At 61.6% G+C, this 11,298-nt stretch carries 11 protein-coding genes; 4 read left to right on the top strand and 7 right to left on the bottom strand.

What is annotated here, in order from left to right; genetic code table 11:
* Positions 1 to 349 precede the first annotated feature (349 nt).
* Positions 350 to 781: a c-type cytochrome gene (locus DNK10_RS22355; protein WP_131179247.1), complete on the bottom strand. Its 432-nt coding sequence runs from the start codon at positions 779 to 781 to the stop codon at positions 350 to 352.
* 341 nt (positions 782 to 1,122) lie between these two features.
* Positions 1,123 to 2,010, bottom strand: coding sequence for an NAD(P)/FAD-dependent oxidoreductase (locus DNK10_RS22350; RefSeq protein ID WP_131193075.1), 888 nt, complete (start codon positions 2,008 to 2,010; stop codon positions 1,123 to 1,125).
* Positions 2,011 to 2,156: 146 nt separating this feature from the next.
* Here DNK10_RS22350 and DNK10_RS22345 point away from each other — a divergent pair, with 146 nt between their 5' ends.
* Positions 2,157 to 2,606 (top strand): Rrf2 family transcriptional regulator, encoded by a 450-nt coding sequence (locus DNK10_RS22345; protein ID WP_131179177.1) that lies wholly within the window; start codon positions 2,157 to 2,159, stop codon positions 2,604 to 2,606.
* A gap of 18 nt (positions 2,607 to 2,624) precedes the next feature.
* Here the strand turns inward: DNK10_RS22345 and DNK10_RS22340 are convergent, their stop codons facing one another.
* The gene (locus tag DNK10_RS22340; RefSeq protein ID WP_208738857.1) at positions 2,625 to 3,026 is read right to left on the bottom strand and encodes a hypothetical protein; all 402 of its coding nucleotides are present in this window, start codon (positions 3,024 to 3,026) and stop codon (positions 2,625 to 2,627) included.
* Positions 3,027 to 3,232: 206 nt separating this feature from the next.
* Here DNK10_RS22340 and pgm point away from each other — a divergent pair, with 206 nt between their 5' ends.
* A complete protein-coding gene (pgm, locus tag DNK10_RS22335; protein ID WP_131193074.1) occupies positions 3,233 to 4,897 on the top strand; it encodes a phosphoglucomutase (alpha-D-glucose-1,6-bisphosphate-dependent) in 1,665 nt (554 codons plus the stop codon).
* Between the two features lie 116 nt (positions 4,898 to 5,013).
* Here pgm and DNK10_RS22330 read toward each other — a convergent pair whose 3' ends face one another.
* Positions 5,014 to 5,364 carry a hypothetical protein gene (locus DNK10_RS22330; protein ID WP_131179179.1) on the bottom strand — a complete coding sequence of 117 codons (351 nt, stop codon included), beginning with the start codon at positions 5,362 to 5,364 and terminating at the stop codon, positions 5,014 to 5,016.
* Between the two features lie 248 nt (positions 5,365 to 5,612).
* Between DNK10_RS22330 and DNK10_RS22325 the strand changes: the two genes are divergently transcribed.
* Positions 5,613 to 6,182 carry a cysteine hydrolase family protein gene (locus DNK10_RS22325; RefSeq protein ID WP_131193073.1) on the top strand — a complete coding sequence of 190 codons (570 nt, stop codon included), beginning with the start codon at positions 5,613 to 5,615 and terminating at the stop codon, positions 6,180 to 6,182.
* Positions 6,183 to 6,227: 45 nt separating this feature from the next.
* Here DNK10_RS22325 and DNK10_RS22320 read toward each other — a convergent pair whose 3' ends face one another.
* Positions 6,228 to 7,502, bottom strand: a complete 1,275-nt coding sequence (locus DNK10_RS22320) for a glucarate dehydratase family protein (protein ID WP_131193072.1) — start codon at positions 7,500 to 7,502, stop codon at positions 6,228 to 6,230.
* Positions 7,503 to 7,587: 85 nt separating this feature from the next.
* Entirely contained in the window at positions 7,588 to 8,943 is a 1,356-nt protein-coding gene (locus tag DNK10_RS22315) for an MFS transporter (protein ID WP_131193071.1), read from the bottom strand.
* A 106-nt stretch (positions 8,944 to 9,049) separates the two neighbouring features.
* Here DNK10_RS22315 and DNK10_RS22310 point away from each other — a divergent pair, with 106 nt between their 5' ends.
* A complete protein-coding gene (locus DNK10_RS22310) occupies positions 9,050 to 9,949 on the top strand; it encodes a LysR family transcriptional regulator (RefSeq protein ID WP_131179183.1) in 900 nt (299 codons plus the stop codon).
* Positions 9,950 to 10,186: 237 nt separating this feature from the next.
* Here DNK10_RS22310 and DNK10_RS22305 read toward each other — a convergent pair whose 3' ends face one another.
* Positions 10,187 to 10,855, bottom strand: coding sequence for a TIGR04211 family SH3 domain-containing protein (locus DNK10_RS22305; protein WP_131179184.1), 669 nt, complete (start codon positions 10,853 to 10,855; stop codon positions 10,187 to 10,189).
* Between the last annotated feature and the right edge of the window lie 443 nt (positions 10,856 to 11,298).

Below are 11,298 nucleotides of genomic sequence, written 5' to 3'. Positions count from 1 at the left end.
CGCAATCTACGTTACAAGCTCAAGGCTTTAGGGTGGACACGGCTTGCAGCTCCTCCCCCGATGATCAGTCGGGAACTATCGCCTCTGGCGAGGAGGTAGTCGAGATACAAGGGTGGACGACGCTTCATCCGTCCACCAACCTTGCGATCGCAATGGTGGATGAAAAGAGCGTCAGCTACGCGCCCCGATCCACCCTACGTCTGCTATCGCCTTTCTTACCAGAACGTAGCCTGGATTAGCCGCAGGCGTAATCCGGGGCCGAAGGCCGTGATCCATGGTTCAACGCGGGTCACCGACCGGCCGCTATCGCCTTTCTGCTGTCATTGCTCGAAAGATCGTGAACAGGTTCTTAGTGAACCTGCTGGGACTGTAGATAGAGCAGCAGGCTGTCGATCTTTTCCTGATCGCCGATTCCCCAGAAGCGCATCTTGTTACCGGGTACCACCTCATCGGAATCCCTGATGAAGTCGCTGAGTGTCTCCCGGCTCCAGACCACCTTGGAGTCCTTCATGGCAGGCGAATAACGGTAGTCGCCCGTCGACCCTGCATGTCGACCAAGAATGCCATTGAGCTGAGGGCCGAAGGCTGCGCGCGCCCCCGGCCCGACGTTGTGGCAATTGCCACAACTGCGTTTGAACAGCGCCTCGCCGGCAGCGAGATTCGCTTCGGCATGGGCCATGCCAGGAGCGCACAGCGCCGCTGCCACGACCAGCAGGCAGCGGCCGAGAAAGCGTTGGGAAGATCGGTATGCGGCGATTTTTCTGATGCGAAAGCCTGACATCTGCACGGGATAATTCGGTCGTACGAAGGGGCCGGTAGTATGCCCTAGGGTCTGTTGACATTTCAGCACGACCGCGCCGGAGCCCGTTTTGCCGCGAGGCAAGGCACGAGCCGCGAAGTTTGGCTGGCCAAATGAGCCGGCGAGAAACGCAGCATCGCGACAAAACGGGCCCGGCCCTGCGGGTTGCGCGGGAAATCTCGCCATGCGTTGTTGGAGGACTTGGCAAGGGAACACCATTACCGGCGTCCTCCGCCTAGCCTGGCGAGATTTCTCGCGGCAACGCGGCTTGCGCTGAAACGTCAACAGACCCTAACAGATACTGTTCATTGACCTACGCTCGTCTAACGAAAGATCAACGACTGATGAGCCCCTGCCCCCGCCCTGGCGCCGGTTCCTACAGCCAGGGCCACGGAGCCCGCAGCCAGCGCCGTATCCCCGCAAGCGAACACACCCGGCACGCTGGTTTCCTGAGTCTCGGAGGTCTGCAGATAGCGCCCCATGGAACCGTCAGCCAGGGTACAGCCCAATTGCTCGGCCAACGTATTGCCCTGGCGGGTACGCGGCAGTGCGAACAAACCGTCAAGGGCGACGCAGCGGCCATCGGCCAGGTTGATATCGACTCGCTCGCCGCTTATCGACTGCACCAGATCCGGTTCCACTACCACGCCGCGGCGCGCGAGTTGTTCCAGTTGTTCGGCGTCAGGCGTGAAGGCACCGTTGGTAAATAACGTGGTGCTGCCCCAGTCCGGCAGCATCATCGCGTGGTGCATCGACACTGGCGAGACAGCCAACACGCCGATGCGGCCCAGATCCAGCTCATAACCGTGGCAGTAGGGACAGTGAAAGACGCTGCGCCCCCAGCGCTCGGCCAGGCCTTCGATGGCTGGCAATTCATCACGCACGCCACCGGCAAGAATCAAGCGCCTTCCAGGCTGCACCTGCCCATTGGCGAGCGTCACCAGGAAACCCTCGCCGTCACCACGAGCCTCGGCTGCTTCGCCCACCAGCCAGGTCACGTTCGGGTAGTCCATCAATTCGGCGCGGCCATCGGCGGCAATTTCTTCGGGTGGCCGCCCGTCCTGGCCGAGAAAGCCGTAGGAATGGCTGGCGAAGCGGTTACGCCGCACGCCAGCGTCTATCACCAGCACCCGACGGCGTGCGCGGGCCAGTTGCAGGCCGGCGGACAAGCCGGCATAGCTGCCCCCGACAATGATTGCGTCATAGCTCATGGCGCTACTCCTCCATGCAGAACCCGGATGATGCCCGAGCCTTCACGAAACACCATAAGTTACAATTGGAAAGTCCGTCAACCTCTCGTAACTGTATTCATTACGAATCATACTCCACACCATCGCCTCTCCACCTCGAGACGCCCATGAGAAACGACACCCGCCTGTCACGCATGCTGCATGTGCTGATCCATATGGATCGCCACGAACAGCGCACCACCTCGGACACCATCGCCCGTATGCTGGACACCAACCCGGTAGTGGTGCGCCGCACCATGGGCCTGCTACGCGACAAGGGTTACGTGACCTCGGACAAAGGCCACAACGGTGGCTGGTCGCTAGCCAAGCCGCTGGCGCAGATCACCCTGCTGGACATTCACCAGGCGCTCGGCGCGCAGTCGATCTTCAGCATCGGCCTGGCCACCGATCATCCCCAGTGCCTGGTCGAACAGGCGGTCAACCAGGCCCTTACCCAAGCCTTTGACGAGGCTCAGGCGCTGCTGCTGCAGCGTTTATCCAGCATCACCGTCGCGAAACTGGCCGATGATTTCGATGCCCGCTATCAGACGCTCGGCGCGGGTTGCAAGACGCTGTGAGCATGCGGAGCGACTGACTCAAAGCTCGCGAAACAGGTCGTGGGCGTTGAGCAGCGCGTAGGCGATTTCCGGGCGTCGCTCCAGACCACGGCGGATGGCGGCGGGAATCGCCTGGCGGGTTTTTCGGCACAGGCCGGGAAAGGTCGTTACCTCGATGGCGATGCCACGCATGCTGCGCACTTCATTGAAACCAGGCGCAATCTCCACGCGAATGCCCAACTGTTCGAACATGCGCTGCTGCATACGCTCGAGCTCCTCGAGGCTGGCGAGGTTCTCCAGGCGTTCGAGCAGACGCTTTTCCTCCGCCCTGGTCAGCAGCAGGATACGCTGATCGCCAGTAGGCGTTTCCAGCAACCGCTCCCGCTCGCAGTCGCAAGCGCCAGGTGGACAGGGATGGCGGATCGGCATCGATAGGCTCATGGTCTGCATCATAGCCAGCCTGGCAGCTCGTTGACCATGCTTGGCGTCCGGCACAAGGCGCTGGCGCTTTGTCATGCAGCCTTTATCATCCGTGGCCACGAGTATGGGGAACTCCAGACCACCGCCGTGGTGTCGAACCTCCGAGTCCGACGCCTCGCGCGCTGCGATAGCCGCCTGGCCCCTTCATCCCAGCAAAGGAACGATTGATGAGCATCCACAGCAACGCGGGACGCCTTCCCGACGAGCACAGCCTGGCCAATCTGCCGCGCCTGGTATCACGCTACTACAGCGAACGTCCGGATCCGAGCGCCCCCGCACAGCAAGTGGCATTCGGTACCTCGGGCCATCGCGGCTCGTCCTTGAAGAACAGCTTCAACGAATGGCACATCCTCGCGGTGACCCAGGCGATCTGCGATTACCGCCGCGGCCAGGGCATCGACGGTCCGCTGTTCATCGGCATGGACACCCACGCGCTGTCCGAGCCGGCCTTCGTCTCCGCGCTGGAAGTGCTGGCCGCCAACCGCATCGAAACCCGTATCGATGCCGGCTGCAGCGAAACCGCTGGCGAGCCTGGCTATACGCCGACCCCCGCGATCTCCAAAGCGATCCTCGATTACAACCGAGGGCGCAGCAGCGGCCTGGCCGACGGCATTGTCATCACGCCGTCGCATAACCCGCCTGCCGACGGCGGCTTCAAGTACAACGCCAGCAACGGCGGCCCGGCGGACACCGGCGTCACCAAGTGGATTCAGGAGCGCGCCAACGAACTGCTCGGGGCAGGCCTCAAGGGCGTGCAACGCATCGACTACGCCAGCGCCCTGAAAGCACCGACCACCCAGCGTTACGACTTCATCGAAAATTATGTCGGCGATCTCGAGCAGGTACTCGACCTGCAGGCGATTCGCGGCTCCGGCCTCACGTTCGCCGTCGATCCGCTGGGCGGTGCCGGTGTGCATTACTGGACACGTATCGCCGAGCGCTTCGGCCTGCCGCTGGAGGTGCTGTCGACCCGCGTCGACCCGACCTTCCGCTTCATGCGCGTCGACTGGGACGGCAAGATCCGCATGGATTGCAGCTCGCCCCACGCCATGGCCGGCCTGATCGAGAACAAGGATCGCTTCGACGTCTCCTTCGCCTGCGATACCGACCACGACCGCCACGGCATCGTCGCCCGCTCGGTGGGCCTGCTCAATCCCAACCACTACCTGGCCGTGGCCATCGAGTACCTGTTCACCCACCGCCCGCAATGGGCTGCCCAGGCCGCCATCGGCAAGACCCTGGTGTCCTCCTCGATGATCGACCGTGTCGCCAAAGGCATCGGTCGTGAAGTGGTGGAAGTGCCGGTGGGCTTCAAGTGGTTCGTCGACGGGCTGATCGAAGGCCGCTTCGGCTTCGGTGGCGAGGAGTCTGCTGGCGCTTCCTTCCTGCGCAAGGACGGCAGCGCCTGGTCCACCGACAAGGATGGCATCATCCTCGGCCTGCTGGCGGCAGAGATCACCGCCGTGACGGGCAAGGATCCGGGTGAACGCTACGCAGCGCTGACTGAGCGTTTTGGTGCGCCGGTCTACCAGCGTATCGACGCACCCGCCGACCGTGAGCAGAAAGCCCGCCTCGGTAAGCTGTCCGCCTCCCAAGTGACCGCCAGCGAACTGGCCGGCCAGCCGATCACCGCGATCCTCACCGAAGCACCGGGCAACGGTGCAGCCATTGGCGGGCTCAAGGTGGTCACCGACAACGGCTGGTTCGCCGCCCGCCCATCCGGCACCGAGGATGTCTACAAGATCTACGCCGAAAGCTTCGAGGGCGATGCCCATCTGCAACGCATTCAGGAAGAAGCCAAGGCGCTGGTCGACAGCGTACTGGCGGGCTGACCCACGCAGCCGGCGCCCGATACAGGGCGTCGGTCAAGCGCGCTAACCCGCAGAATCGAATACTGCAGATGCAGAAAGCCCCGCTTATGCGGGGCTTCCGAATGTTCTAGCTGCTTCTAGGCGATAGCGCGGTAGCCGCCATCGCGAGCACGACGTGCCCACATCATCTTGGCGGCAGTCGGGTTGATCGGTGCACCGGTGAAGGTCGGCAGCGTGCGGTCGATCCACTGAGCACCCTGACCTTTCCAGTTGATCTCGCCGCTGACCAGTTTGCTGTCACGCATGATTTCATGCAGCAGGGCCTGTACGCGGGTTTCGCAGACCACGGTCTGGCAATCGATCGCCTTCACGAACACCACTTCATTGTCCTTGCGCAAGGTCATCAGCAACATCCCGTCGGGGCGCTTCTTGAAATCGACAACATGATCCGGGAGATTTTCGATCAGCTGCTGGATGGCGTATTGCATGGCTCGTACCCTCTGTGTGGTTTTCCTTTGTCGAGAGGGTTATTGCAGAGTGCATGCCAGCCTCTTACAAAAAATAAGTCATTGATTTATAACGATTAAATTTATAAAAAAACTAATTGAACTATGCATCCTGCACGGTGACCATTATTCGGTCGTGCAAGATGCAATGCCTGATCAGGAATCACGCAGGCTGTAGGTAGGAAAATCCACCCAGAAGTGCCCGAGTCCCCAAAAACGAGGCTTCATCCATGACCCAACCGGCTCTGATCATTATCGATATGCAGCGCGGCATGCTCGAGGCGGCTGCCGGGGAACGCAACAATCCCGAAGCGCCGACACGTATCGCAGAGCTTTTGCAGGCCTGGCGACAGGCGCGCGCTCCGATCGTGCACGTGCGTCATATATCGAGGTCGTCCACATCGCTTTTCGCGCCGGGGCAATCCGGGGTCGAATTTCAGCCCCCACTGCAGCCTTTGCCTGATGAACATGTGGTCGAGAAGAACGTACCCGATGCGTTCATCAACTCCGCGCTGGAGCGCTGGCTGCGGGTTCGGGGGATCGAGTCGTTGGTGATCGTCGGCGTCAGTACCAACAATTCCGTCGAGGGCACGGCGCGGTCGGCCAGCAATCTGGGGTTCGCCACCCATGTCGCGGCAGATGCGTGCTTCGCCTTTGCCAAGGTCGATTACAACGGCGTGTCACGCAGCGCCGAAGAGGTACATGCCATGGCGCTGGCCAATCTGCAGGGCGAGTATGCGCGGGTGATTGGCAGCGCTGAGGCGAGGAATCTGCTGTACACGGCAGAACTGCCGCACTAAGCGAAGCCGAAGTGGCCATTTCTGGCCACCTCGGCAAGACAGGGTTCAGAACCGTGGTTTCAGGGCTTTCCAGCTCGGGTCGTACTTCTGCATCTGGGTCACGTCGTTGCGCTGGCGAATGCCGCAGGTCAGATACTGGTCGTTGAGCTTGGCCAGTTGGTCGTAATCCAGCTCGACACCCAGCCCAGGCGTGCGGTTGAGCTTCACGCAACCGTCGCCGATGGGCAGCTTGCCGCCCTTGATCACCTCTTCATCCGGCTCCTGCCAGGGGTAGTGGGTATCGCAGGCGTAGGACAGATTCGGCACGGCCGCTGCCACATGAGTCATGGCCATCAGGCTGATGCCCAGGTGCGAGTTGGAGTGCATGGATACGCCCAGACCGAAGGTGTCGCACATGCGCGCCAGGATCTGCGTATCACGCAGGCCACCCCAGTAATGGTGGTCGGCGAGCACGATCTGCACGCTGTTCAGGGCCACGCTGCGGCGGAATTCGTCGAAGTCGGTGACCACCATATTGGTCGCCAGCGGAATGCCGGTGCGCTTGTGCACCTCGGCCATGCCTTCCAGGCCAGGGCACGGGTCTTCGTAATACTGCAGGTCATCGCCCATCAGCTCGGCCATGCGCAGCGAGGTTTCCACGGACCAGTTACCGTTGGGGTCGATGCGCAGCGGCGTACCCGGGAACGCCTGACGCAGCGCCTTGATACAGGCGACTTCGTGTTCCGGGCCGAGCAAGGTACCGGCCTTGAGCTTGATGCTCTTGAAGCCGTTCTCCTCGATCATGGTGCGTGCCTGGGCAACGATCTGCTCGGGGCTGATGCTTTCACCCCAGCGATCCGGCTTGTAGGGCGAGCCCACATGCTCGGCGTACTTGAGGAACAGATAGGCGCTGAACGGCACTTCGTCACGCACCGCGCCACCCAGCAGATCGACCAGAGGCATGCCCAGAGCGCGCGCCTGCAGGTCGAGAAAGGCCACCTCGAAGGCCGAGTAGGCGTTCGCCACCTGCTTGCTCGGGTGAGAGCCAGGCGCCAGCTCGGCGCCAGCAGTGCCGGGCTTCAGCGCGGCGACGGTTTTCACGACACGGGCACGCAGGCCGTTGAGATCGAACGGATCGAGACCGACCAGAGACTCCTGCATGGCTTGCAACACGCTGAGCACCGGCGCATCACCGTAGCTTTCACCCAGACCGATGTAGCCGTTGTCGCTTTCCACTTCGATGATCGAGCGCAGCGCGTAAGGCTCGTGAATCCCACTGGCGTTGAGCAGCGGTGCGTCTCGAAACGCAATCGGCGTTACGCGAACCTGTTTGATCTTCATAACTCACACTCCGAAATCTGACAGATGTTGCTGCGCTGGCTGGCCAGCGCGTTCGCGGGGCTTTTGTAGCCACGCAGATAGTTTTTCAAGCTGGCGATACGGCCGGCTTGGAGGTAATGCCATTGTCTTTGCCTTTGGCGCCCTTGCTGGTCTTGGTCATGAACACCAGAATGCCGGCGATCAGCGAGACCACGGCCAGGCCGATCAGGCCACCTTCGATGGAACCGGTGTGTTCTTCGAGGTAACCGAAGGTGGCTGGGGCGACGAAGCCACCCAGGCTGCCCACCGAGTTGATCAGGGCGATCACTGCAGCGGCGATACGAGCGTCCAGATACGCCTGGGGAATCGGCCAGAACAGCGAGGACGCAGCCTTGAAGCCGATGGCCGCGAAACAGATGGCGATAAAGGAGAAGATCGGCCCGCCGGTGGTGGACATGAACAGCCCGAACGCGGCGATCACGAACGCCGCCGATGCCCACGCCTGTTGCCACTTGTAGCGCGCCGCCAGACTGGCGAAGGCATACATGGCGGCCACCGAGATGATCCACGGAACCGAATTGAACAGGCCAATCTGCAGGTCATCCAGCCCGCCCATCGAGCGGATGATGCTCGGCAGCCAGAAGGTGCAGCCGTAGATGGTCAGCGAGATGGAGAAGTACAGGAAACAGAACAGCATGATCTGCGGGTCGCGCAACAGCGTGAACGCCGAGTGCTTGACCGCGCCGGTCTCCCCTGCCGCCAGTTGGCGCTGACGCTGTTCTTCGTCGATGCAGTCGGTCAGCGCCTGGCTTTCCTCGCGAGTCAGCCATTTGGCGTCCTTGGGCAGCGAATCCAGCCAGAACCAGACGAAACCGCAAAGCAGCACCGAGAACATGCCTTCGATGAAGAACATCCACTGCCAGCCCTTCATGCCCAGGCCGTCGATCTGCAGGAGCAAGCCGGACAGCGGACCGGAGATGATCGAGGCGATGGCCGAGCCGCTGAGGAAGATGGCCATGGCCTTGCCACGCTCACCGGCGGGTAGCCACTTGGTGAAGTAATACACCACGCCTGGAAAGAACCCGGCCTCGGCGACGCCAAGCAGGAAGCGCAGGATATAGAACCAGGTTTCGTTGGGCACGAAGGCCATCGCGGTAGCGACGATGCCCCAGGTGAACATGATGCGGGTCAGCCACATCTTGGCGCCGTAACGCTGCAGGAGCATGTTCGAGGGCACTTCGAACAGTGCGTAACCGATGAAGAACAGGCCGGCACCCAGACCGTAGGCCGCGGCACCGATACCCAAGTCGGTTTCCAGGTGGCTGCGGACGAAGCCGATGTTCACCCGGTCGATGTAGTTGACGATGAACATGACCACGAACAGCGGCAAGACGTGGCGTTTCACCTTGGAGACCGCGCGGGCGACAACCTGCGGGTCGGCAGAACTCTGGACGTTATTCAATTGGGGCGCTCCCGAGGATTGTTTTTGTGGGATGCGCCGATCATGTACGCGGACATTGATCCCGTCTAATCTAGATTGGCACTCGATTGATACCAGGATTAGATCAATGTTCGAACTCGCCCAGTTGCGCTGCTTCACCACCGTGGCTACCGAACTCAACTTTCGCCGCGCCGCCGAACGGCTGAACATGACCCAGCCGCCGCTAAGCCGGCAGATCCAGCTGCTCGAGCACAGCCTTGGTGTCGAACTGTTCACCCGTAGCACCCGCAGCGTCGCACTCACCGCGGCAGGCCGGGCCTTCTTCATCGAAGCCCAGCATCTGCTGGAACGCGCCCACCAGGCAGCAGCCTCGGCGCGGCGCTTCGCGGCAGGCGATATCGGCTCGGTGAGCATCAGTTTCGTCGGCAGTGCGGTGTATGAATTCCTGCCCAGGGTGATTGCCGAGGCACGGCTGAATCAGCCCCAGGTGAAGATTTCCCTGAGCGAGATGAACACCCACCAGCAGCACGAAGCGCTACGCACCCGCCGTATCGATCTGGGCATCGTGCGCCAGCCATTGCTGCAGGCGGGTTACGAAAACGAATGCCTGGTGCGTGAGCCGTTCGTGCTGGCCATCCCGAATCAGCACCCCCTGGCCACGGCGGATCAGGCAAGGGTCGAGGATCTGGATGGCGTACCTTTTCTGATGTATTCCCACGCGGCCTACCCACCGTTCAACGAACTGCTGACCGGCATGTTCCGCTCGGCCGGCGTGGCCCCCGAATACGTGCAGTGGCTGGGGTCGTCACTGACCATTCTGGCACTGGTCAACGCCGGCATGGGCCTGGCCATGGTGCCGCGCTGCGCCACCAACGTGGTGTTCAGGAACGTGACCTTCCGCGAGATCGACCTGGGCGAAGGCATCCAGAGCGAACTGCACCTGACCTGGCGCAGCAACAACGACAACCCGGCCTGCATGATGCTGCTGGAAGCCATTCGTGCGGCGGTGGCGACAGGGACGGATTGAGTACGAAGATCGGGGCTTGTACGTGGCTGGAGGCTTCACGCGATGTTGTAGGAACCGCGCTGCAACGATTAGTGGCCGTGATGCGATATCGCAGGATGGCTACGATCACTTCGCCCCGAGATCGGGGCTCCTACGCGGCGTTGGCTTCCGCAATTTGGTAGGAGCCACGCCCCGCGGCGATTCGTGGCCGTGATGCGATATCGCAGAATGGCTACGATCGCTTCGCCCCGAGATCGGTTACACCCACTGATCGTTGCGTTTGCGACGTATCCGGAACATGGTCGGCAGGATCAAGCCAGCCAATAGGCCGGCACCGGCGATGCTGCCACCGTAGACCATGTAGCGCATCAGCACCTGCTTCTGCTCGCTACCCAGTTGTGCCTGGGCTTCGCGCAATTCCGAGCGGGCCTGATTCAGTTCGATGTCCAGGGCGCTGCGGCTGGCTTCCAGCTCGTCGATCAGGGTCTTGCGCGAATCCAAGGTCTCCTGCATGCCTTGCACGCGGGTTTTCCAGGTGTCGTTGATGCCTTCGAGTTCGCTGCTCAACTCGGTCACCTTCTGCTCCAGTTGCGGCAGTCGCTCGGCCTGGCCGGGCACTTCCTGAAGGTCACGGTTGGCGATCCACACGGCATTGCCATTCTCGCCACGCACCTGGCTGTAATCGCCCTGGGTGCGCAGCAGTTGTACGCGCATACCAGAACTGAGCGTACCGACGATGCGGTAGCCATCGGTCGGACCGCTGCGCACATAGGTATTCAAACTGTCACTGACCCAGCGCACGTTGTCGCTGGCCTGCTGAGCGTGAACCGGCGCCGCAATCAGCAGCAAACCGGACAGCAGCGAAGCCCCGAGCACGCGAACCTGCGGCAGGGAAAAGGAGACGGAAAAAGGGCGGGCTAGGGACATAAAAACGATCTTCACTCGGCGGTGGAACACAATGCGACACAGCGCGCTAACGTCGACCAGGCAACTTGTTGTGAAGGCGAGTCACACAGCGCAAATGGCCCAAAGCCATGCTGCCTGCTCGGTTTGGCCGACTGCACAAAGACAGCAGTGAAACGGGCGGGTTCCTCAGCACTCGGTACATCGACATGATCCGCTGCAACGCCCGATGATCGGCAAATGCTGTAAGTCGCCAGACTGGCAAAAGGCAATCACGGCATGACCGGCACGTACCAGCGCTGCCAGGATTACCGCGTTAATCAGCGTGGCCGAACGCCCTGCTCGACCGTTTGCAGTGCAACAGCTCGCCATCCCGCCCATAAAGCCAGCAGCAGCGCCAGCGCGGGGAATGTTCCGCCGATCAGTGCTGCACCCTGCCAGCCAAAGCTTTCGTAGATCGGGCTGGC

It is taken from the genome of Phytopseudomonas daroniae (genome assembly GCF_004327275.1).
Lineage (GTDB): Bacteria > Pseudomonadota > Gammaproteobacteria > Pseudomonadales > Pseudomonadaceae > Aquipseudomonas > Aquipseudomonas daroniae.
This window is presented reverse-complemented; position numbering and strand designations above follow the sequence as displayed.